The sequence below is a fragment of the Kitasatospora sp. NBC_01560 genome (assembly GCF_045208415.1).
In the GTDB taxonomy this organism is placed as follows: Bacteria; Actinomycetota; Actinomycetes; order Streptomycetales; family Streptomycetaceae; genus Kitasatospora.
The window spans coordinates 5194194-5214079 of record NZ_CP109364.1 but is presented as its reverse complement, the minus strand read 5'-3'; the positions used below and the strand labels follow the sequence as shown (position 1 = coordinate 5214079).

Below are 19886 nucleotides of genomic sequence, written 5' to 3'. Positions count from 1 at the left end.
CACCAGCGGGCCCGGCCGTACGAATGGCCCCGCGCAGCACACCTCGGCGCACCCCCTCCTCATATGATCGGAGCGACATGCGCCATGCTTGGTGATGCAGAGCACTGTACGGAACTTGCGCCGACCGGCTTGATCGCCGGCCGGCCGAGAAGGAGGAAGCACGTGGACGACGTTCTGCGGCGCGCCGCACTCTTCGCGGCACTCGACGACGAACAGGCCGGCGAGCTGCGCGCTTCCATGACCGAGGTGACCCTCGCCCGCGGTGAGTCGCTGTTCCACGAGGGCGACCCGGGCGACCGGCTGTACGTCGTCGCCGAGGGCAAGGTCAAGCTGCACCGCGCCTCGCCGGACGGCCGCGAGAACATGCTCGCCGTCCTCGGCCCCAGCGAGATGATCGGCGAGCTGTCGCTGTTCGACCCGGGCCCGCGCACCGCCACCGCCAGCGCCCTGACCGAGGTCAAGCTGCTGGGCCTCGGCCACGGCGACCTCCAGCCCTGGCTGCACGCCCGGCCCGAGGTCTCGATCGCGCTGCTGCGGGCCATCGCCCGCCGGCTCCGCCGGACCAACGACGTGATGTCCGACCTGGTCTTCTCCGACGTGCCCGGACGCGTCGCCAAGGCGCTGCTGGACCTCTCGCGCCGCTTCGGCGTGCAGTCCGACGAGGGCATCCACGTCGCCCACGACCTCACCCAGGAGGAGCTGGCCCAGCTGGTCGGCGCCTCCCGCGAGACGGTCAACAAGGCGCTCGCCGACTTCGCCGGCCGCGGCTGGCTGAAGCTGGAGGCCCGCGCCGTCGTCCTGATGGACGTCGAGCGACTCTCGCGCCGCTCGCGCTGACGCCGCTCCACCGCCGAGGGCCCGCACACCACCCGGTGTGCGGGCCCTCGCGCATGCCGTGGCGGCCGTCGCGCGTCGGATCCGGGCCGGGCCCATGGCCAGGGGCACAGCCAGGGGCACAGCCACAGCCACAGCCACGGCCGGGTCCGGGTCCGGGCGCGGGTCAGATCAGCCCGTGCTCCTCCAGGTACTCCAGCTGGGCCAGGACGGACAGCTCGGCCGCCGGCCAGAGCGCGCGGTCCACGTCCGCGTAGACCCGGGCCACCACCTCGGGCGCCGTCCGGAGCCCGTCCTCGGCGGCCGTCTCCACCTGGGCGAGCCGCGCGGCCCGGTGCGCGAGGTAGTACTCGACGGCGCCCAGCGCGTCCGCCAGTACCGGTCCGTGGCCGGGCAGGACGGTGCCCACCCCGTGCTCGGCGGCCATCGTGTGCAGGTGCCGCAGCGAGTCCAGGTAGTCACCGAGCCGGCCGTCGGGGTGGGCGACCATCGTGGTGCCGCGCCCGAGGACGGTGTCACCGGTGAGGATCGCGCCGTCGGCCGGCAGGTGGAAGGTCAGCGAGTCCGAGGTGTGGCCCGGGGTGCCGACCACCCGCAGGTCGAGGCCGCCGACGTCCAGCCGCTGCCCGTTGGTCAGGCCCTCGGAGCCGAGCCGGTACGCCGGGTCCAGGGCGCGGACCTCCGTCCGGGTCAGCTCGGCGAACCGGGCCGCGCCCTCGGAGTGGTCGGCGTGGCCGTGGGTGAGCAGGGTGAGCGCGATGCGCTTGCCCTGCTGCTCGGCGGTCTCGATCACCCGGCGCAGGTGCCCCTCGTGGAGCGGGCCGGGGTCGACGACCACCGCGAGGTCCGAGCCGGGCTCGGAGAGCAGCCAGGTGTTGGTGCCGTCCAGCGTCATCGGGGACGGGTTCGGCGCCAGCACGCAGATTGCCCGGGGGGTGGCCTCGCCGCCGATGCCGGCGGCGGGGTCACCCGGGAGGAGTCCGGTCACCGGCCGCCCTCGCCGTCGTGGCGCAACGCGCGCAGGGGAAGGGCCCGGACGAGGGCGCGCTGCACGACCTCCGGGAAGGGCACGGGGCCGCTTTCACAGGCGGCGGTACGGGGAGTCAGGTTGCGGGCGGGCATCTCGTGCGCCGTCCGGCGAGCCACGTCGTTGTGGGTCATCGGGCGTCGGTCCTTCCTCGGGTGGGTGCTACGGACTTCGGTGGGTCGGTCAGGGGCAGGGTCACGGGGGCCTTGCCGGTACTGCGCGGGCAGTGCCGCCGCGGCGACGTTGCCCCGGCGGCACCGCCCGGGCGACGTTGCCCCGGCGGCACCGCCCGGGCGACGTTGCCCCGGCGGCACCGCCCGGCTCAGTGCTCCTCGGGAAAGTCTCCGTCGATGGTCAGCTCCTCATACCCCGGCCATCGAACCGTCATTCGATCGCCGCGGATCTCGGCCCGGCCGAGGACGGGGGGCAGTGCGCGGCCCACGGCGGCGTCCAGCGCCTCCGCGGCCGTGCGCACCGGCAGCAGCTCGCGCAGGACGGAGACGGTGGGCGGCAGCATGCCGAACCGGCCCTCCTCGTGGCCGCGGACCGCGTCGGCCGGCGTCAGCCAGGCGACCCGGTCGGCCTCGCCGACCTCCAGCGCAGCGCGCTGGCCCGGCGGCAGGGCGGCGACGAAGAACCAGGTGTCGTACCGGCGCTCCTCGAACTCGGGCGTCACCCAGCGGGCCCAGCCGGCCAGCAGGTCACTGCGCAGCAGCAGGCCGTGCTCGCGGAGGAAGTCGGCGAAGGAGAGCTCGTGGGCCTCCAGCGCGGCGCGCTCGGCGCTCCAGTCCCGGGGTTCGGCCGTCCCGCCGGCGGCCGGGCCGGCCAGCAGGACGCCGGCCTCCTCGAAGGTCTCGCGAACGGCGGCGCAGACCACCGCCTGCGCGGTCCGGGCGTCCACGCCCAGCCGCTCGGCCCACTCCTGCGGGCCCGGACCGGCCCAGCCGAGCTCGGCCTCGGCGTCCCGCGGGTCCACCCCGCCGCCCGGGTACGCGTACATGCCCGCGGCGAAGGCCATCGAGGTGCGCCGGCGCAGCAGGTAGGCCTCCGGCCCGGCGGCCGCGTCCCGCAGCAGCACCACGGTGGCGGCGGGCCTGGGCACCGGCGGGGTCAGCTCGCCGGACTCGACCGCCCGGATCCGGGCAGGCCAGCCGGGCGGCATCGGGAGCGTCGTTGCTCGATGGTCCATGCCGGGATGCTAAACGCACGAAGGCGGGGTTGGACAGGCCCAACCCCGCCTCGTGATCACTCCCGGGGAGGCCGGCCGGTGCCCGGAGGGCAGCCGCCGGCCGGATCCGGAGCCGGACAGCGATCCGGCCCCGCTCGAATCCCGCTCGGACCCTGGTCGGATCCCGGTCAGATCCCGGTCAGATCCCGGTCTTCACCCGGACCTGCAGCTCGATCTCGACCGGCGCGTCCAGCGGCAGGACCGCGACGCCGACCGCACTGCGGGCGTGCACGCCGGCCTCGCCCAGCACCTGGCCGAGCAGCTCGCTCGCACCGTTGATGACGGCGGGCTGGCCGGTGAAGTCGGAGGCGGAGGCGACGAAGCCGACCACCTTCACGACGCGCTCGATCAGGTCCAGGTCGCCGATCACCGACTTCACGGCCGCCAGCGCGTTCAGCGCGCAGATCTGCGCGAGCTGCTTGGCATCCTCCGCGGGGACCTCGGCGCCGACCTTGCCGGTGACCGGCAGCTTGCCGTCCACCACCGGCAGCTGGCCGGAGGTGAAGACGAACTCGCCCGAACGCAGGGCCGGCACGTAGGCGGCGACCGGCGCGGCCACCGGCGGCAGGGTCAGACCCAGCTCGGCGAGCTTCTCCTCGACCTTGCTCATGCGTTCTTCTCCCGCTTGAAGTAGGCCACCAGCTGCTCCGGGTTGGGGCCGGGCACGACCTGGACGAGCTCCCAGCCGTCCTCGCCGAAGTTGTCCAGGATCTGCTTCGTCGCGTGCACGAGCAGCGGCGCCGTCATGTATTCCCACTTGGTCATGGCCAGACTCTAGACGAGCGGCCCCGACGAGCCGTGCGGCCCGCGGACACACGTGTGAGGTGGCCCACAATCCGGGCATGATTCAGGCCCGGTCCCCCCGATGCTCCGGGCATCCGGCGCGGTCCCTGGTTACGCTCGCGGGAGAGGACCTGCGGACGGCACCTGGGCGGTGCCGGCCTCGGTCGGCCCTCGGAGACGGACGGAGACGGAGCGTGGCACGCACCCCCGGCCAGGCGGCCCGGCGCGATCCCGAGTGGGAGGGCGTCCGGCTGCACGTGGTCAGCGGCAAGGGCGGCACCGGGAAGACCACCCTGGCGGCGGCGCTGGCACTGGCCCTCGCCGCCGAAGGCAGGCGGACCCTGCTGATCGAGGTGGAGGGCCGCCAGGGCATCGCCGAGCTCTTCGGAATAGCTGCACTCCCGTACGAGGAGCGGCGGATCGCCTCCGTCTCGCGCGCCCAGCTGGGGCTGGACCGGGCCGGCGCAGCGGACGGGGACGACGGCGACGCACCCGGCGGGGCCGGTGCGAGCGGCGGGGAGGCCGGCAGCGGCGAGGTGTTCGCGCTGGCCATCGACACCGAACAGGCGCTGCTCGAATACCTGGAGATGTTCTACAAGCTCGGCCGGGCCGGCAAGGCCCTGCAGAAGGTCGGCTTCGTCGACTTCGCCACCACCATCGCGCCCGGCGTGCGGGACGTGCTGCTCACCGGCAAGGCCTGCGAGGCGGCCCGGCGCAAGGGCCCGGACGGGAAGCGGGCGTACGACGCGGTGGTGATGGACGCGCCGCCGACCGGCCGGCTCACCCGGTTCCTGAACGTCAACTCCGAGGTCGCCGGTCTGGCCCGGATCGGGCCGATCCACACCCAGGCTCAGGCCGTGATGCGGGTGCTGAGGTCCCCGGAGACGGCGGTGCACCTCGTCACCCTGCTGGAGGAGATGCCGGTGCAGGAGACGGTCGACGGCTTCGCCGAGCTGCGCGAGGCGGCCCTGCCGGTGGGCGGGGTGATGGTGAACATGGTCCGGCCGCCGGTCCTGGACGCCGCGGCGGTGGCCGCGGTGGACGGGGACCACCGCGAGGAGGTCGCGCTGGCGCTCGGCGAGGCCGGCCTCGGCGGGCGCTCGCGCAAGCCGGACACCGTGCGGGCCGCGGTGGAGCCGCTGATCGACCCCCTGCTGGAACAGGCCCGGGAGCACGCCGAGCGGGTGGAGCTGGAGCGGGAGCAGCGCCTCGACCTCCAGCAGCTGAAGCTCCCCACCTACGAGCTGCCGCTGCTGAGCGAGGGTGTGGACCTCGGCGGGCTGTACCGGCTGGCGGCCGAACTGAAGCGGCAGGGGGCGGCGTGACCGGCAGTGGTGGTACGGGCGGCAAGGCGTCGGGCGGCGGCGGTGCGGGCAGTGCAGGCAGTGCAGGCAGTGCAGGCAGTGCAGGCAGCAGGGTGTCGGGTGGCGGCGTGAGCGGCAACGGTGGCGGGGTCCGCGGGAGCGGCCGCCGGCTCGGTGTGGACGAGCTGATCGACAACCCGAAGACCAGGATCATCGTCTGCTGCGGCTCCGGCGGCGTGGGCAAGACCACCACCGCCGCGGCCCTGGGGCTCCGGGCCGCCGAGCGCGGGCGCAAGGTCGTCGTGCTGACGATCGACCCCGCCCGCCGGCTGGCCCAGTCCATGGGCCTGACCGAGCTGGACAACACGCCGCGGGTGGTCAAGGGCGTCACCGGCGACGGTGAGCTCCAGGCCATGATGCTCGACATGAAGCGGACCTTCGACGAGGTCGTGCTGGCCCACGCCGAGCCCGAACGGGCCCGGATGATCATGGAGAACCCGTTCTACCAGTCGCTGTCGGCCGGGTTCGCGGGCACCCAGGAGTACATGGCGATGGAGAAGCTCGGCCAGCTCCGCGCGGCCGAGGAGTGGGATCTCATCGTCGTCGACACGCCTCCGTCGCGCTCCGCGCTGGACTTCCTGGACGCGCCGAACCGGCTCGGGTCCTTCCTGGACGGCAAGGTGATCCGGATCCTGACCGCGCCGGCCAAGGTCGGCGGGCGCAGTGCGATGAAGTTCCTCAACGTCGGCATGGGTCTGCTCACCGGCACCCTCGGCAAGATCTTCGGCGCCCAGCTGCTGACCGACGTGCAGACCTTCGTCAGCGCCACGGACTCGATGTTCGGTGGCTTCCGCGAACGCGCCGACCGGACGTACCAGCTGCTCAAGGCCCCGGGCACGGCGTTCCTGGTGGTGGCCGCGCCGGAGCGGGACGCGCTGCGCGAGGCGGCGTACTTCGTGGACCGGCTGGCGGCCGACCGGATGCCGCTGGCCGGGCTGGTGCTCAACCGGGTGCACGGCACGGGCGCCCCGCAGCTCACCGCGGAACGCGCACTGGCGGCGGCCGAGGCGCTGGAGGAGAACGGTTCGGAGAACGCCTCGCCCGAGGCCGAGCTGCTCGCCGCCGGACTCCTGCGGCTGCACGCCGAGCGGATGCAGATCATGTCCCGGGAGCGCCGCACCCGGGACCGCTTCGTCTCGGTCTACCCGGACGTGCCGATCGTCGAGGTCGGTGCACTGCCCGGTGACGTCCATGACCTGGAAGGGCTGCGGGCCATCGGCGACCGTCTCAGCGGTGACGCGGAGCAGCGGTGACGTGAGGCAGCGGTGACGTGAAGCCGGCTGCACTGGCGCCGCTTGCACTGGCGCTGGTTGCAGGGGCGCCGGCTGTCATGGAGCAGCGGCAAGGAGGAGGAGCGGTGACGTGTGGCAGTCGCGCCGCTCACCGGCCGGACTGTGGGGCGCACCGGCCGCACACGGGACACCAGGCGTGCGTGGGACGCCCGACGTACCCGGAACCGCTGGGCGGTCAGCCCGCCTGGGCGTAGTCCGTCAGTATCACGCCGGTGGCGAGGGACTCCTCGTACTCGGTGCGGGCCGTCTCCAGCAACCGCCGCCACGAGATCACCGTCGGCCGCCGGCGCAGCAGCGCCCGGCGCTCGCGCTCGGTCATGCCGCCCCAGACCCCGAACTCCACCCGGTTGTCCAGCGCGTCGGCCAGGCACTCCGTCCGCACGGGACACCCGCTGCACACCGCCTTGGCGCGATTCTGCGCCGCCCCCTGGACGAACAGTTCGTCCGGATCACTAGTGCGGCAGGCGGCCTGCGCACTCCAGTCGTCAACCCAGCCCATGCCGGCGCCGTCCTCTCCCGAATCGAGGCTCCCCCACGGCGGCAACGGCATATTCACCGTTGCCAGTTGAGGACGTTACGGAAGAACGACAGGTTGCAACAGCCCCTTCGGGCTCAATCTCGAATGACCCAATTGGACTATGGGTATCGGTCAGCTCACTCGTTGGAGTGACTGCAGGTCGCAAGCCTTGCCAGGAACACCGGCGCCACTCTCGCCACGCGCGTCGCCACGGAGAGTCACCAGATACAGGGGGACAGCTGGCAACAGCTGCCTCAAAATCACCCCATAGAGGGGTAATTCGGGCAAACCTCATCACTCACAAGAGTGAGTGATGTTGACGCACCGAAGCTGTCGCAAGCTTGTGACAAGCCTAGGCGAACACCTGCTCCGGCGGAGGGGATTCGGCAACGTAGGGTTCTCCCCATGGCACCGAAGCGCCCCCAGGCACCCCAGCCCCCAGGCAACACCGGAGCTCCGCGTGGCGGGCGTCGCGGGTCACCGCTCGATTTCGCGGGACACGGAGTGAAGTTCCTGGGTGTCAGCGTGCTCTCCGGAGTCCTGCTCGCCGGTCTCGCCCTGCCCGCCGTCGGCGCCCTCGGGCTGACCGCCAAGGACACGGCGGAGAGCTTCGAGAACATCCCCGACGACTTCAAGACGCCGCCGCTCACCCAGGCCACGCAGATCTTCGACGCCAAGGGCGGGCTGATCGCCAAGGTCTACGAGCGCGACCGCACCGTCCTCGCCGCCGACCAGATGTCGCCCTTCATGCGCCAGGCACAGGTCGACATCGAGGACGCCCGCTTCTACGAGCACGGCGCCGTCGACCTCAAGGGCGTGCTCCGCGCGGTCGGCAAGAACGCGGAGAGCGGCACCGCCTCGCAGGGCGCGTCGACGCTGACGCAGCAGTACGTGAAGAACGTCAACGTGGAGAAGGCCGGCGACGACCAGGCCGCCGTCCTGGAGGCCCAGCGCAAGACCCTGGGCCGCAAGATCCAGGAGCTGAAGGTCGCGATCAAGCTGGAGGAGGATCTGACCAAGGACCAGATCCTCACCAACTACCTGAACATCACCTTCTACGGCCACCAGGCCTACGGGGTCGAAGCCGCCTCGCAGCGGTACTTCAGCAAGAGCAACAAGGACCTCACCGTCGCCGAGGCCGCCACTCTGGCCGGCATGGTGCAGAACCCCTCGCAGTACGACGCGGTGCGCTACCCCGAGAACACCCTCAAGCGGCGCAACGTCGTGATCGACAAGATGCTCGAGGCCAAGCACATCACCGCGGACCAGGCCAAGGAGGCCAAGGCCGCCCCGCTGGGCCTGAAGTACAAGGACCCGCAGAACGGCTGCATCACCGCCAACGCCGGCATGGGCTTCTTCTGCGACTACGTCCGCCACGTGGTCAAGCAGGACCCGACCTTCGGCAAGACCGCCGCCGAGCGGAAGAAGGTCTGGGACCAGGGCGGCCTGAACATCTACACCACCCTCGACCCGGACAAGCAGGCCGCCGCGCAGAACGCCGTCACCACCAAGGTGAAGGTGACCGACCCGGTGTCGGCCGCCGCCACCATGATGGAGCCGGGCAGCGGCAAGATCCTCGCGATGGCCCAGACCCGCCCGTACGGCCTGGACCCGAACAAGAACCAGACCGTCGTCAACCTCAACGTCGACGCGGTGATGGGCGGCGGCAACGGCTTCCAGACCGGTTCGACGTTCAAGCCGATCCTGGCCGCGGCCGCGCTGGAGTCGGGCATGGCCCCCACCCAGCCGTTCCCGTCCGAGAACAAGATCGACTATCCGTCGATGTCCACCTGCTCGGGCACCTGGAAGAACACCGACAAGCCCAAGGCCACGGTGAAGAACGAGTCCGACAAGGAAATCGGGCCGTACGAGCTCAAGCAGGCGATGGCCCTGTCGGTCAACACCTACTTCGTGCAGATGGAACAGCAGGTCGGCCTCTGCGCGATGAAGCAGATGGCCAACAAGCTCGGCATCACCCAGTCCGCGAAGGGCGACGCGTTCCAGGAGGTGCCCTCGATGGTCCTGGGCACCATGGAGCTCTCCCCGCTGACCATGGCGAACGTCTACGCGACCTTCGCCGCGCGCGGCAAGTACTGCACCCCGATCGCGATCAACAAGATCACCACGGTGGACGGCAAGGACGTCAAGGTCCCGCAGTCGACCTGCAACCAGGCCTTCTCCGAGAACACCGCGGACGCCCTGAACACCGTCCTGCTCAACGTGACCGAGAAGGGCACCGCGGCCTCGCTCGGCCTCGACGACGGCCGGCAGATCGCCGGCAAGACCGGTACCACCGACGAGAAGAAGGCCGCCTGGTTCAGCGGCTACACCCCCTCGCTCGCCACCTCGGTCTGGCTCGGCGGCCCGGCCGGCGGCGTGAAGATGAAGAACATCACCATCGGCGGCAAGTACTTCCCCGAGGTGTTCGGCGCCGACGGCCCCGGCCCGATCTGGCAGCTGGCGATGAACCAGGCCCTCAAGGGCGCGCCGAAGGAGCAGATCCAGACGATCAACATCCCGGACCCGGCCCCCAAGCCCGACCCGAACGCCCCGACGGCCGGCGCGACGCCGCCGCCCGGTGACGCGGCTGCGGCCGGCGGCAACCCCGGTGGGAACCCCGGCGGGACGGCGGCAGCGGGCGGCAACCCCGGCGGCGGGATGATCGGCGGCGGGTTCACCTTCCCGCCGGGCATCATCGGCGGGAACGGCAACGGGAACGGGAACGGCAACAACGGAGGCGGCCGGCACTAGCCGGCGGCCACGTGGAAAGGGGCGCCCCCCGAGCGACTGCTCGGGGGGCGCCCCTTCTCGGTTCGGGCCTGCGCGTCCGTCCGGCTCCGGCCGGACGTCCCGGCCGGCGGGTGCGCCGGTCGGGCCGCCGGGCCGGTCAGCCGGCGAGCGCGGCCTTCACCGCGGCGGCCACCCGGCCACCCTCGGCCAGCCCGTCCACCTTCGGCTTCACCAGCTTCATCACGGCACCCATGCCCTGCGGGCCGGTCGCACCGCTCTCGGCGACGGCGGCGGCCACGATCGCGGCCAGTTCCTCGTCGGAGAGCTGCTTGGGCAGGTAGCCGGCGAGCAGCTCACCCTCCGCCCGCTCCCGGGCGGCCTGCTCGGTCCGGCCGGCGGTGTCGAACGCCTCGGCGGCCTCCCGGCGCTTCTTCGCCTCCCGGGCGAGCACCTTCAGCACCTCGTCGTCCGACAGCTCGCGCTTGGTCTTGCCCGCCACCTCCTCGCTGGTGACGGCGGAGAGGGTGAGCCGGATGGTGGACGAGCGGAGCTCGTCCCGGTCCCTGATGGCAGCCGTGAGGTCCTCCTGCAGCTGCGCCTTGAGCGTGGTCATGGCCCCGAGTCTCCCACCTGGGGCGTTCGGGTGCCCGGCATTAACCACGCGGGCCCCGCCGGCCTGCGGCGCCCCGGCGGCGGAACGACCTTCCGCCGCGCAATGTAACCTCTTATAGTAGTTACATGACTGCCGTCGAAGCACCGGCCTCCGGGCTGGTCCTCCACACGCCCGGGGGCGCCGAGTACCTCTTCGACCCCGGGGCACTCTGCCTGGAACTGCTCACCACCGGCGGCCCCGGCCCCTACGCGCGGTACGAGATCCTGCACCGGCCGGCGGACCTGGTGACCTGGCTCGGGCTCTCCCGACTCGGACCCGCCCGCCCCGCAACGGCGCCGGCCGGCAGTGCGCCACCGGCCGTCGACATCAGCCCCGAACAGCTCTCCGGCATACGGGCCCTGCGGGACGCCCTCTGGCGCCTGGCCGCCGCCCGCGCCCACGACGCGGCCGGGGCCCCCACGGACTACGCCGTCCTCAACCGGGCCGCCGCCCACCCGCCGCTCGTCCCGCAGATCACCCCGGCCGGCGACGCCGCGCCGCCGCTGCCCGCCGACGGGGACCAGCTCGCCTCGACCGTCGCCCGCGACGCCATCGCCCTGCTCACCGGCCCGCACGCGGACCGGATCCGCGAATGCGGTGCCGACGACTGCTACCTGATCTTCGTCGACACCTCGCGCCCCGGACGACGGCGCTGGTGCTCGATGGAACGCTGCGGCAACCGCCACAAGGTCCGCGCCCTGCGCGCCCGGCGCGACCCCGCCGACCGGCAGACGGCCCCCTGACCGCGCCCCGCCACGGGCACCTGGAGTAGCGCGGCGTGTCCCCCCGCACCCACCGGACGTTCACCGGCTGATCCCCCGTCTGAGAGCATGGAGCGATGCGACCGCTGTACTCCGTCCCCCTCGGAATCGCCGCCACCGGCGCCGCCTGCCTCGCCTACTCCGTCGGGTACGAGGTCCGTTCCTTCCGGCTCCGCCGCGTCGAGATCCCCGTCCTGCCGCGGGGCGCCCGCCCCGTCCGGGTACTGCAGGTCTCCGACATCCACATGGTGAGCGGACAGGGCAAGAAGCAGCGCTGGCTGCAGAGCCTTGCCGGTCTCCGCCCCGACCTGGTGGTCAACACGGGCGACAACCTCTCCGACCCGCTCGGCGTCCCCGCCACCCTCGACGCACTCGGGCCGCTGATGGAGTTCCCCGGCGTCTACGTCTTCGGCTCGAACGACTACTACGGCCCGGCCCGCAAGAACCCGGCCCGCTACCTCCAGGCCATGCGCAGCGGCGTCCACGGCATGAACAACCCCGACGGCAGCGCCGGTCGCGGCATCAGCGGCGCCGTCCACAACCCGTGGGAGAAGCTGCGCGACGGCTTCGACTCGGCCGGCTGGCTCGACCTCACCAACACCCGGGGACGGCTGAACATCGGCGGCCTCGACCTGGAGTTCACCGGCCTCGACGACCCGCACATCCGCCGCGACCGCTACAGCGAGGTCTCCGGCGGCCCGTCCGCCGAGGCCGACCTCTCCATCGCCGTCGTCCACGCGCCCTACCTGCGCGTCCTGGACGCCTTCACCGCCGACCGCTACCCGCTGATCCTCGCCGGCCACACCCACGGCGGCCAGCTCTGCATCCCCTTCTACGGCGCCCTGGTCACCAACTGCGACCTCGACGCCAAGCGGGTCAAGGGCCTCTCCACCCACCAGGCCGGCGGCCGCCGCTCCTACCTCCACGTCTCCGCCGGATGCGGCACCAACCGCTACACCCCGGTCCGCTTCGCCTGCCCTCCCGAGGCCACCCTCCTCACCCTCACCCCCGCCCCCTGACCTGCGACGGACGCCCACCGGGAATCGGATTTCGTCTCTCGGCGAGCGTCCGGTAGAGTTCTACTCGTCGCGAAGGAGACGGAGCGACAAACAGCAGGACCGGGGTGTGGCGCAGCTTGGTAGCGCGCTTCGTTCGGGACGAAGAGGCCGTGGGTTCAAATCCCGCCACCCCGACCCAGTAGTACAAGGCAAGGGCCCTATCGGAGAGATCCGATAGGGCCCTTCCTCGTTGTGCGTGACCAACTGCGTGACTATGGCTCAGGACCCTGCGCGAACAGATCGTCCATGACGACGGCGCCGGTCTGGATCACTGGGCGGATCTGCTTCCGGTAGACCTCTTCGGTCACCGCAGTGCTGGAGTGGCCGACCAGCCGGGAGATCTCCTCCAGGGGTACGCCCTTGTCCGACAGCAGGGACACGAAGCTGTGCCGCAGCTCACGCGGCGTCCACTCAGCGGCGGTGACTCCCTCGGCCTTGGCGATGGCGGTACGGAACGCCCGGCGGACGTGGGACGGGTCCAGCTCGGTGCCCACGGCAGAGTGGAAGACGAGGCTGTTCTCCTCCCACTTGTCGCCGGCCGCGAGGCGGTCCCAGCCCTGATCGACCCAGTGGTCCCAGAGCGCTTCGACGCACCGGGCCGGGAGCGCGAGCGTCCGGCGGGACTTCTGGGTCTTGGTGTCGCCGCCGGCTCGGACCGAGCGCCACACGGCGATGTGCGGCGGGATCGGCGGGTTCGCGCCGGGCTGGCCCTTCAGGAACACGTGGTCCCAGGTCAGTGCCCGCAGTTCCTCGGTGCGCGCTCCGGTAAGCAGGGACACGACGACGTAGGCGTACATCGAGGTCTCCTCCGCCGACTTCAGCACGGCCTCGGCCTGAGCGAACGTCAGCGCCTTGGACGGCCGTCCGGGCTGGCCGGTGGGGACGGAGCACAGCTCCACGACGTTGCGCTTCACCTTGTCCCGGGCCATGGCGCGCTTGACGGCCCGGTTCAGGCAGGAGTGGAGGCCCTGCAAGGTGCGGGTGCTCAGGGTCTTGGCCTTGGTGGCCAGCCAGCGGTCCACATCCTCGGCGCTGAGGTCCCGGAGCTTGCGGGCGCCGAGTGCCGGGATCACGTGGGTACGGCTCAGGATGGTGCAGGTGTCCAGGGTCTTCTGATCCCGGCCGGCGAGGCCGTACGTCAGCCAGTCGTTGACCGCCTTCTCCACCGTGTAGTTGGTGGGCGCGATGGCGAGACCGTCCTCGTGGTCCCGAAGGACTTCCTTCAGCTTGTTCTTGGCCTCGGTCTTGGTCTTGCCGCTGCCGCGCTTCACGATGCGCTTGCCGCTCGGGTCGTAGCCGAGACTGGCCGTGGCAATCCAGCGCTGCCGCTTCTCGTCCCAGTGGAGACCGCCGTCCCCCCTGCTGCGACGGGTGGTCACTGCTTCCCCCCTGCTTCGCGCTCCAGCAGCGCAACGTAGTCAGTGATGGCGGACGCCGGAATGCGGCGGGAACGGCCCTCGCAGACCGTGCGCAGGCGCCCCGTGCGGATCAGGTCGTAGATGACGGTTCGACTCATGCTCAAGACGTTCATGGCGTCGGCCACCCGGTAGAGGACCGGACCGGTGAATGCCTCACCCTCGGAGCGCCTGTGCGGACGACGGATCATGGTCATCACTGCGTCAGCCATGTGTCGGTTCTCCTTCCGTTCCAGCTGCGGGTTGCAGTGCGGCGGTGAGCCAGGTCTCGCCGGGGGTGAGGCCGGTGCCGGCGAAGGCCCAGTGGGCGATGACGAGGGTGGTCTCCTCGGTGGGCGGGGTGTCGGGGCCGTGGAGGCGTTCGAGGGTCTGGGCGCGGCGCCAGGCGGCGCGGGCGGTGCGGAGTGCGCCGAGGGTGGTGGAGTACTTGCGCGTCTTGGTGGAGAAGTGACCCCGGAAGCCGAGCATGTGGGCCCAGGCCCGGAGGCGGAGTTCTGCCAGTTCGGGGTCGGCGCCGAGGTCCCAGCAGGTGCGGATGAGCCGGCGGGCGTGGTCGGGGATGTCGAGGTGGCCGATCTCGGCGAGGAACCGCACGGGGCGGTCGAGAGAGCCAGCGGCGGTCTCGGCGCCCTTGGTCGCGTACTTGGCGATGTAGGCGGCGACGGCCCGTTCGGTGATCTGGACCGGGCCGGTGAAGTCGGCGCTGCGGATGGTGCGGATGTCGAGCTGGGTGCCGAAGGCGAAGCGGTGCTCCCGGCCGCTGAGGAGCGGGCCGGGGATTTCGGTGCGGCGGGCGGCGGCGCGGATCGCGTCGGTGAGCAGTTCGGCCGACGCCCAGGACGGCGGAACGGTGTCGCCGCCCTCGGGGCCGTCCAGGCGGATCACGGCGTGGAAGTGGATCGCACCGCGCTTCTGGTACTCGGCGACCTTGCCGAAGGAGATCCGGGCGAAGTCCTTGAACTCCCGCTGTGTCAGTCCGGCGCGTTTGGCGACTTCGCGGCGCAGGTGGATGGAGAAGCGGGCCCAGATCTTGCCGGCATGGGCGTTCCAGAGAACCGCGGCTTCGTAGTCGTAGGTGTCGGGGTTGAGGGGCGAGCCGAGGGCCGGGGCATCGGCGGGGTGGGTGGTGCCGCAGCGGCAGCGGCCGGCGGTGGGGCGGTTGTGGACGGGGCCGAAGCTGGGGGCGGTGAAGGTGGCGAAGACCCGGGGGTGCGTGGCGACGGCTTCCGGGGTGCCCTTGCCGCCGATGAGCCCGGCGGTGATCAGGTGGTAGGTGTCGCGGCGGTAGGTCTCTGCGCAGGACGGGCAGCGGGTGACGCGCCGGTTGCCGCAGCGGAGCAGGAGGTTGCCCGCGGGCAGTTCGGCGGACTCCAGGTGGTGCAGGACCTGGCCGGTGCTTTCGTTGATCTCGGTGCGCCAACCGTCGAGGCGGATGGGGGTGGTGCAGCCGGCGAGGCCGGAGAGCTGTCGCATGAGGGCGGGCATGGTGCCGAGCTGGGCGAGGCCGATCAGGTCAGCGATCGGGGGCGGCACGGTGGCGGTCAAGTGGTGATTCACCTCCTGGGCGAGGAGCGGGCCCCGGAACCAGCGGTCGGTGGTTCCGGGGCCAGGTGGTCAGGGCCGGTCGGCGGGCTGGGGGTGCTTGTCGATCCACTCCTCGGCGCACACCTTGTGGACGGGCTTGCCGAGGTCGGAGCGGAGGTTGGTGGGCTTGTCGCAGATGCCGCAGGGGGCGGGCTTCTTGGCCCAGTGGCGGGAGTGGCGCCAGTCGAGGGAAGCCATGTCAGACGGCCTGCACGGCGCTAGCCAGCGGGCGGGTGGCGGTGCCGTGGCAGGTGCGGCAGTTGACCCGGACGGTGGCGCGGGAACCGTCACGCAGACGCAGACCGGTGGCGATGGCCACGGCGGCGAAGCCGGAGCAGTCGGGGCAGATCCGGGGCTGGGCGTGGCTGTGCTGGGGCATGATGAAGGTCTCCTTCGTGGGCTTCGGTTCGGGGAGGGGTTGCGGTCTCCGGGGCGGCGGAATGCTTGGCGGTGTCGAGCCGCCTCGGAGACCGGTCTTGCTAGCGGCGGCGGGAGGTCCGGCCGTCGGGCTTGTGGGAGTACATGTCGCGGTCGGCGGCGGCGAGCGCGTCCGTGAGCGAGGGCACCGGCAGTTCTGCGAGGTGGCAGTGGCCGACGGAGGCGCCCACCGGGGGCAGGCCGTGGAGGTGCGACACCGGCTTTAGGAGAGCCGTGCTCAGGGCTTCCAGGCGTTCAGCAGTGGCGTCCAGGACGACGGCGGCGAATTCGTCTCCGCCGAGGCGGGCGGCGAGGCCGTGGGCCCCGCACCAAACGGAGATCCGGGCGGCGGTGGCCGCGAGGACGGCGTCGCCGGCGGCGTGGCCGTGGGTGTCGTTGACAGCCTTGAAGTCGTCCAGGTCGATGAACAGGACCGCGGTGCGGGCCGGGTGGGAGCGGATCAGGTGCTCGGCGCGGATGGTGAAGCCGTCGCGGGTGTGCAGGCCGGTGAGCGGGTCGCGGCGGGCGGTGGCGAGGCGGCGGTAGAGCCAGGTGCTGTGGGTGCTCCAGCCGACCAGGGGGACGCCGGCGGCGGCGAGGATCGGGGCGAGGTCCATCGTGCGAGTCCTTCCGGTGCGGGTTGCGGGCCCCGGGGCGGCGGGATGCTTGGCGGTGTCGGGCCGCCCCGGGGACCGGTCAGAGACCGAGGGAGAGTGCGCGGGCCGAGGCTCGGTCGAGCAGCTGGTGAATGTCGGCCTGGCGGGTGGCGGGGCGGTCGTTGTACTCGTCCGGGGAGCCCACGGGGCGGCCGGTGGAGTGCAGGACCTCCATGAGCTGGACCCGCGCGGTCTGGACGGTCAGCGGGGTGCCGTACCCGTGGGCGAGGACGGCAGCCTGAGCGCCGAGGAGGCAGACCCGGCCGGAGGTGTCCCACATAGCTCCCTGGAGCCAACCGAAGGTGCTGATGTAGCGGGACGCGAGCCGCAGGTGATCGGCGGCGGTCACCGGAACCGGGCGGGCCGGACGGTGAGCGAGGCGGTCGAGCAGCGTCGGGCGGGGCAGCGGGTGACCTGCGTTCCAGAGCTCCACCGTGGAGCCGAGCGGCGAGAGGTACGGGACCGGGACGCGGGCCGGGGCGGGCAGGGAGGCGAGGTACGCCTCGATCTCCGCGACCAGGCCGGAGGCGTCCGGGGTGAGGACGAGCGGCGGAAGGGAGCCGAGTGCGGTGACGGTCGTCATGGCGGGGCTCACTTGGGGTTGACGGCGGTGACGCCGGTGCGGGTGGTCTCCTCGATGACCGGGGCGAGGAAGGTCCCGGCGAGGTAGAAGCCGAAGAGGGCGATCAGGGCGGCGACCCAGAGGCGGATGCCGAGGAGCTTGACGGCGGTCCAGACGCCGGCGCCGAGGACGACGACCAGGGGCAGGGTGACGTTCATGGGTTCGGTCTCCTGTCAGCGGACGGTGCAGCGGTGGGTGCGGGCGGCGATCTCAGCGGCCGGGCGGGAGTCGTAGTCAGCGGAGAAACCGCAGCGCGGGGCGGTGCAGACGGCGGTGTGCTTCTCGCGGCCCCGGCCGTCGTAGTAGGTGGCGACCTGCACGGGGCCGATGCGGATGGTGTTGCGCGGGCGGATCGGACGGGGCACGGCGTGACCTCCGGTCAGGCGAGCTGGGCGACGATGGCGTCGGCGAGCTGGGACGGGACACCGAGGCGAGCGCGCAGGGTGTCCGGGTCGATCGGGGCGCCGGTCCGGGTGCGGTGGTCGTCGGCAACCTTGCGGGCGTGGTCGACCAGAGCGGTCGGCACGGAGACGGCCGGGACCGGGACGGGCAGGGTCGGCGCGGATGGAGCGGAAGGCAGGGCGGGCGCGGGTTCGGGCGCTTCGACGGCCTTCGATTCGGGCTCGGCGACCGGGGTGACCGACGGTGCAGCGGGCTCCGGCTCATAGACCGGCGGTTCCGGTGCGGGATCGGCGCGGTGCTCGGTGGTGGCGTGGGCGAGCAGGGTGCCGCCGAAGAAGGCGAGGGCGGGCCAGCCGGCGACGAGGATGCGGAGCCAGGCCGGAACGGCGCCCAGGTTCAGCAGCCCGGCGGTGGCGACGTTGGCGCCGAGCGAGGCGGCCAGGGCGATGGCGAACCAGGTCCATGCGGCCGGGGCCGGGATCCCGGCTGCCCGCTGGACCCGCATGCGGTGCCAGGCGGCGACGAGGAGCAGGTCGACGGAGACCGGGTAGGCCCAGGCCTTCCAGCCGTTCTGTCCAGCAGCGGCGGCGAGGTCGTGGAGGTGGGCGAAGGACAGGGCACCGGCGATGGCGGCTTGCACGAGCACGGCGTCCGGGCGGGGAAGGCGCATCGGTCGGTCCTCCTTCCTGGGGTGGAGCCGGGACCAGGCGGGTCGGGGGTTCGTCGCCTGCTCCCGGCGAACGGGTGGCTACTCGGCGGTGGCCGTGCCGGTGCCGAGGCAGGTGGGGCAAAGGACTTCGACCTCTCCGGCCGGGCGGGACTTCTTGCCGCGGCCGACGGTGTGGGTCTCGCGCACCCAGCCCTCACCGGCGCAGCCGGGGCACTTGGGCGGGGCGGGAACTCGGCGCTTGCGGGTGGTGGGCACAGACGATCCTTCGGTGGTCGGTGATCAGATGGGCCGGCCGTCGCAGGTGCGGTAGTCGCCGTCCGGGTCCCGGTGGATGCCGTAGCACTCGTCTCCGTGGGTGTCGGGCGGGGTGTCCTGCTGCTCGCTTCCGTTCTGCGGGTCGCTCACGGGTCTTCCTTCCAGGGCCGGTTCGGACATGGCGGGGTAGGGACGTGGCAGGTGGCGGTCGCGCCGACCGGGGTGGGTGACGGGTCAGCCGGCGACGGGGCGGGGCTTGACCAGGGACGGGCTGTCGACAGCCGGGGCTTGGGCCGGTACGACCGGGCGGAAGGCCGCGAGGGCGGGGAGGTCGGGCGCCAGGTGGGCGGTCTCCCGGCAGATGCGGGCCGCGTCGGCGAGGGACAGGTACGGCGTCCGGATGCGGGACCAGCCGCCGGAGGAGTCGCCGGCCACGGCCGTCCCGGGCATCTCGGGGGCGATCGAGGTCGCGGCGAGGACGGCTTCGGGCGCGATGTCGCCCAGGCCCATCTCGGCGGTCGGCCGGTCGTTGACCCGGTGGACGATGCGGCCGGTGAGCTGGGCCCGGAGCATCGTGGCGCCCTTGCCCAGCTCCGAGCCGAACCGCTGACCGCAGGCCTCCAGGAACATCCCTGCGGCGCGGCCGAGTTGGGCGTAGCGGACGAGCTGGGTGACCATGTGGTCCCGCCGGTCCTCGTCCTTGCGGGTCGCGACGAGGAACAGCTCCGCCACCTCGTCGACCAGGAGTACCAGCGGCACCGGCCGCAGTTCCGCCGGCAGGCCCCAGATGTCAGAGGTGACCTCGTGGTCCGGGACCGAGCCGGGTACGCCCTGGTGGGACCGGATCAGGTCGTATCGCGCGTCCATCTCGGCGATCAGGCTGTCCAGCAGCGCGGTTGCCTGCACCGGGTCGGTGGCCAGGGCCGACAGGCGCGGGGCGAACGGGGCCTGTTCCACACCGAGTTTGCAGTCGATCCCCACCAGCGCGACCCGGCGCCGGGCGAGGCCGGTCACCAGGTTGCGCATGTAGACGGATTTCCCGGTCAGCGTCGTGCCCAGGGTCAGGCAGTGCGGGACGGCCCGGTAGTCCCGGACGAACGCCGTACCGTCGTCCCGCAGTGCCACCGGGACCAGCAGCTCACCGGACGGCGGCCGACGCGGCATCCGCACCTTGCGGAGCACGTCGTAGCCGGTCATCCGCAGCTCCACCACACCGGGCTTGACCACGGACACGTGCACGGCGTGCACGCCCCAGGCGTGGCGCAGGCGTTCGGCCGAGGCCGCCACGTCCGCCGGTTCCTGACCGGGCGCCAACCGCAGCCGGACCCGCAGACCGGTCGAGGTCGGCCGGACCCCGCGAATCCTCGGCGGCACCGGGCGGATCTCCCGGCGGCTGGTGGCCCGGGTGACCAGGACCCGTAACCGGGACGGCGGCACCGTCAGCCCGCAGGCGTCCATGGTGCTGCCGTACGTCGCGGAGAACCGGACCGCCGTGACTGGCAGGCCGATCGCCGACCAGTACACCGCCGGTGCCTTGGCCTTGGCATACGCGACCCCACCGGCGACGGCCACCACGGGCCCGCCCGCCTCGGCCAGCGTCAGCAGCTGAGACATGGTGC

The 19886-nt window shown here is 72.3% G+C and carries 26 protein-coding genes and 1 tRNA gene; 7 read left to right on the top strand and 20 right to left on the bottom strand.

Going from position 1 to position 19886, the window contains the following annotated elements:
• Positions 1-162 precede the first annotated feature (162 nt).
• Positions 163-837 (top strand): Crp/Fnr family transcriptional regulator, encoded by a 675-nt coding sequence (locus OH807_RS22855; RefSeq protein WP_030392646.1) that lies wholly within the window; start codon positions 163-165, stop codon positions 835-837.
• Positions 838-1000: 163 nt separating this feature from the next.
• Here OH807_RS22855 and OH807_RS22850 read toward each other — a convergent pair whose 3' ends face one another.
• The 5 genes from OH807_RS22850 to OH807_RS22830 all read right to left on the bottom strand — a co-directional run bounded on the left by OH807_RS22850 (position 1001) and on the right by OH807_RS22830 (position 3854).
• Positions 1001-1822, bottom strand: coding sequence for an MBL fold metallo-hydrolase (locus OH807_RS22850; protein ID WP_406201893.1), 822 nt, complete (start codon positions 1820-1822; stop codon positions 1001-1003).
• Positions 1819-1995, bottom strand: a complete 177-nt coding sequence (locus tag OH807_RS22845) for a hypothetical protein (protein WP_406201891.1) — start codon at positions 1993-1995, stop codon at positions 1819-1821. The genes OH807_RS22850 and OH807_RS22845 overlap by 4 nt, the downstream gene beginning before the upstream one ends.
• A gap of 188 nt (positions 1996-2183) precedes the next feature.
• Entirely contained in the window at positions 2184-3050 is an 867-nt protein-coding gene (locus OH807_RS22840) for an NUDIX hydrolase (RefSeq protein WP_406201890.1), read from the bottom strand.
• A 178-nt stretch (positions 3051-3228) separates the two neighbouring features.
• Positions 3229-3699, bottom strand: a complete 471-nt coding sequence (locus OH807_RS22835) for a RidA family protein (protein ID WP_406201888.1) — start codon at positions 3697-3699, stop codon at positions 3229-3231.
• Positions 3696-3854 carry a DUF4177 domain-containing protein gene (locus tag OH807_RS22830; protein ID WP_094743074.1) on the bottom strand — a complete coding sequence of 53 codons (159 nt, stop codon included), beginning with the start codon at positions 3852-3854 and terminating at the stop codon, positions 3696-3698. Before OH807_RS22830 ends, OH807_RS22835 begins: the two co-directional genes overlap by 4 nt.
• Positions 3855-4066: 212 nt before the next feature.
• On the opposite strand from OH807_RS22830, the gene OH807_RS22825 reads away from it, so the two are divergent.
• Positions 4067-5197 carry an ArsA-related P-loop ATPase gene (locus OH807_RS22825; protein ID WP_406201885.1) on the top strand — a complete coding sequence of 377 codons (1131 nt, stop codon included), beginning with the start codon at positions 4067-4069 and terminating at the stop codon, positions 5195-5197.
• Between the two features lie 107 nt (positions 5198-5304).
• Positions 5305-6489 carry an ArsA family ATPase gene (locus OH807_RS22820; RefSeq protein WP_406201882.1) on the top strand — a complete coding sequence of 395 codons (1185 nt, stop codon included), beginning with the start codon at positions 5305-5307 and terminating at the stop codon, positions 6487-6489.
• Positions 6490-6703: 214 nt separating this feature from the next.
• On the opposite strand, the gene OH807_RS22815 is transcribed toward OH807_RS22820, so the two are convergent.
• Complete coding sequence (locus OH807_RS22815) at positions 6704-7027, bottom strand: WhiB family transcriptional regulator (RefSeq protein ID WP_030240986.1); 324 nt, start codon at positions 7025-7027, stop codon at positions 6704-6706.
• A 522-nt stretch (positions 7028-7549) separates the two neighbouring features.
• Here OH807_RS22815 and OH807_RS22810 point away from each other — a divergent pair.
• On the top strand, positions 7550-9796 hold the full coding sequence (locus OH807_RS22810; RefSeq protein WP_406201879.1) for a transglycosylase domain-containing protein: 2247 nt from the start codon (positions 7550-7552) through the stop codon (positions 9794-9796).
• A gap of 136 nt (positions 9797-9932) precedes the next feature.
• On the opposite strand, the gene OH807_RS22805 is transcribed toward OH807_RS22810, so the two are convergent.
• Positions 9933-10388 (bottom strand): GatB/YqeY domain-containing protein, encoded by a 456-nt coding sequence (locus OH807_RS22805; RefSeq protein WP_406201876.1) that lies wholly within the window; start codon positions 10386-10388, stop codon positions 9933-9935.
• A gap of 125 nt (positions 10389-10513) precedes the next feature.
• Here OH807_RS22805 and OH807_RS22800 point away from each other — a divergent pair, with 125 nt between their 5' ends.
• The 3 genes from OH807_RS22800 (at position 10514) to OH807_RS22790 (ending at position 12381) form a co-directional block, all read left to right on the top strand.
• Complete coding sequence (locus tag OH807_RS22800) at positions 10514-11170, top strand: CGNR zinc finger domain-containing protein (protein WP_406201873.1); 657 nt, start codon at positions 10514-10516, stop codon at positions 11168-11170.
• Between the two features lie 95 nt (positions 11171-11265).
• Complete coding sequence (locus OH807_RS22795) at positions 11266-12207, top strand: metallophosphoesterase (protein WP_406201870.1); 942 nt, start codon at positions 11266-11268, stop codon at positions 12205-12207.
• A gap of 100 nt (positions 12208-12307) precedes the next feature.
• Positions 12308-12381: transfer RNA gene (locus OH807_RS22790), tRNA-Pro, on the top strand.
• 77 nt (positions 12382-12458) lie between these two features.
• On the opposite strand, the gene OH807_RS22785 is transcribed toward OH807_RS22790, so the two are convergent.
• The 13 genes from OH807_RS22785 to OH807_RS22725 all read right to left on the bottom strand — a co-directional run bounded on the left by OH807_RS22785 (position 12459) and on the right by OH807_RS22725 (position 19881).
• Complete coding sequence (locus OH807_RS22785) at positions 12459-13625, bottom strand: tyrosine-type recombinase/integrase (RefSeq protein ID WP_406201868.1); 1167 nt, start codon at positions 13623-13625, stop codon at positions 12459-12461.
• Positions 13622-13873: a helix-turn-helix domain-containing protein gene (locus tag OH807_RS22780; RefSeq protein WP_406201865.1), complete on the bottom strand. Its 252-nt coding sequence runs from the start codon at positions 13871-13873 to the stop codon at positions 13622-13624. Before OH807_RS22780 ends, OH807_RS22785 begins: the two co-directional genes overlap by 4 nt.
• Positions 13866-15146: a replication initiator gene (locus OH807_RS22775; protein WP_406211128.1), complete on the bottom strand. Its 1281-nt coding sequence runs from the start codon at positions 15144-15146 to the stop codon at positions 13866-13868. The genes OH807_RS22780 and OH807_RS22775 overlap by 8 nt, the downstream gene beginning before the upstream one ends.
• 129 nt (positions 15147-15275) lie before the next feature.
• Positions 15276-15443, bottom strand: a complete 168-nt coding sequence (locus OH807_RS22770; RefSeq protein WP_406201863.1) for a hypothetical protein — start codon at positions 15441-15443, stop codon at positions 15276-15278.
• A 1-nt stretch (position 15444) separates the two neighbouring features.
• Positions 15445-15624 carry a hypothetical protein gene (locus tag OH807_RS22765; protein WP_406201861.1) on the bottom strand — a complete coding sequence of 60 codons (180 nt, stop codon included), beginning with the start codon at positions 15622-15624 and terminating at the stop codon, positions 15445-15447.
• A gap of 100 nt (positions 15625-15724) precedes the next feature.
• Positions 15725-16279 carry a GGDEF domain-containing protein gene (locus OH807_RS22760; protein ID WP_406201858.1) on the bottom strand — a complete coding sequence of 185 codons (555 nt, stop codon included), beginning with the start codon at positions 16277-16279 and terminating at the stop codon, positions 15725-15727.
• A gap of 79 nt (positions 16280-16358) precedes the next feature.
• On the bottom strand, positions 16359-16901 hold the full coding sequence (locus OH807_RS22755; protein ID WP_406201856.1) for a hypothetical protein: 543 nt from the start codon (positions 16899-16901) through the stop codon (positions 16359-16361).
• Between the two features lie 8 nt (positions 16902-16909).
• The gene (locus OH807_RS22750) at positions 16910-17098 is read right to left on the bottom strand and encodes a hypothetical protein (RefSeq protein ID WP_406201853.1); all 189 of its coding nucleotides are present in this window, start codon (positions 17096-17098) and stop codon (positions 16910-16912) included.
• 15 nt (positions 17099-17113) lie between these two features.
• Positions 17114-17305, bottom strand: coding sequence for a mobile element transfer protein (locus tag OH807_RS22745; RefSeq protein WP_380389346.1), 192 nt, complete (start codon positions 17303-17305; stop codon positions 17114-17116).
• 14 nt (positions 17306-17319) lie between these two features.
• Positions 17320-18012: a DUF2637 domain-containing protein gene (locus OH807_RS22740; protein ID WP_406201851.1), complete on the bottom strand. Its 693-nt coding sequence runs from the start codon at positions 18010-18012 to the stop codon at positions 17320-17322.
• 78 nt (positions 18013-18090) lie between these two features.
• A complete protein-coding gene (locus tag OH807_RS22735; protein WP_406201849.1) occupies positions 18091-18267 on the bottom strand; it encodes a hypothetical protein in 177 nt (58 codons plus the stop codon).
• Positions 18268-18291: 24 nt separating this feature from the next.
• The gene (locus OH807_RS22730; RefSeq protein ID WP_406201846.1) at positions 18292-18417 is read right to left on the bottom strand and encodes a hypothetical protein; all 126 of its coding nucleotides are present in this window, start codon (positions 18415-18417) and stop codon (positions 18292-18294) included.
• 84 nt (positions 18418-18501) lie between these two features.
• Positions 18502-19881 (bottom strand): FtsK/SpoIIIE domain-containing protein, encoded by a 1380-nt coding sequence (locus OH807_RS22725; protein ID WP_406201844.1) that lies wholly within the window; start codon positions 19879-19881, stop codon positions 18502-18504.
• Positions 19882-19886 lie beyond the last annotated feature (5 nt).

Excerpts from the sequence above, each read along its gene's own strand:
- OH807_RS22830 (WP_094743074.1), bottom strand. The coding sequence starts at position 3,854 with ATGACCAAGTGGGAATACATGACGGCGCCGCTGCTCGTGCACGCGACG.
- OH807_RS22740 (WP_406201851.1), bottom strand. The coding sequence starts at position 18,012 with ATGCGCCTTCCCCGCCCGGACGCCGTGCTCGTGCAAGCCGCCATCGCC.
- OH807_RS22770 (WP_406201863.1), bottom strand. The coding sequence starts at position 15,443 with ATGGCTTCCCTCGACTGGCGCCACTCCCGCCACTGGGCCAAGAAGCCC.
- OH807_RS22725 (WP_406201844.1), bottom strand. The coding sequence starts at position 19,881 with ATGTCTCAGCTGCTGACGCTGGCCGAGGCGGGCGGGCCCGTGGTGGCC.
- OH807_RS22765 (WP_406201861.1), bottom strand. The coding sequence starts at position 15,624 with ATGCCCCAGCACAGCCACGCCCAGCCCCGGATCTGCCCCGACTGCTCC.
- OH807_RS22845 (WP_406201891.1), bottom strand. The coding sequence starts at position 1,995 with ATGACCCACAACGACGTGGCTCGCCGGACGGCGCACGAGATGCCCGCC.
- OH807_RS22775 (WP_406211128.1), bottom strand. The coding sequence starts at position 15,146 with ATGCCCGCCCTCATGCGACAGCTCTCCGGCCTCGCCGGCTGCACCACC.
- OH807_RS22840 (WP_406201890.1), bottom strand. The coding sequence starts at position 3,050 with ATGGACCATCGAGCAACGACGCTCCCGATGCCGCCCGGCTGGCCTGCC.
- OH807_RS22795 (WP_406201870.1), top strand. The coding sequence starts at position 11,266 with ATGCGACCGCTGTACTCCGTCCCCCTCGGAATCGCCGCCACCGGCGCC.
- OH807_RS22800 (WP_406201873.1), top strand. The coding sequence starts at position 10,514 with ATGACTGCCGTCGAAGCACCGGCCTCCGGGCTGGTCCTCCACACGCCC.
- OH807_RS22805 (WP_406201876.1), bottom strand. The coding sequence starts at position 10,388 with ATGACCACGCTCAAGGCGCAGCTGCAGGAGGACCTCACGGCTGCCATC.
- OH807_RS22760 (WP_406201858.1), bottom strand. The coding sequence starts at position 16,279 with ATGGACCTCGCCCCGATCCTCGCCGCCGCCGGCGTCCCCCTGGTCGGC.
- OH807_RS22755 (WP_406201856.1), bottom strand. The coding sequence starts at position 16,901 with ATGACGACCGTCACCGCACTCGGCTCCCTTCCGCCGCTCGTCCTCACC.
- OH807_RS22750 (WP_406201853.1), bottom strand. The coding sequence starts at position 17,098 with ATGAACGTCACCCTGCCCCTGGTCGTCGTCCTCGGCGCCGGCGTCTGG.
- OH807_RS22815 (WP_030240986.1), bottom strand. The coding sequence starts at position 7,027 with ATGGGCTGGGTTGACGACTGGAGTGCGCAGGCCGCCTGCCGCACTAGT.
- OH807_RS22780 (WP_406201865.1), bottom strand. The coding sequence starts at position 13,873 with ATGGCTGACGCAGTGATGACCATGATCCGTCGTCCGCACAGGCGCTCC.
- OH807_RS22835 (WP_406201888.1), bottom strand. The coding sequence starts at position 3,699 with ATGAGCAAGGTCGAGGAGAAGCTCGCCGAGCTGGGTCTGACCCTGCCG.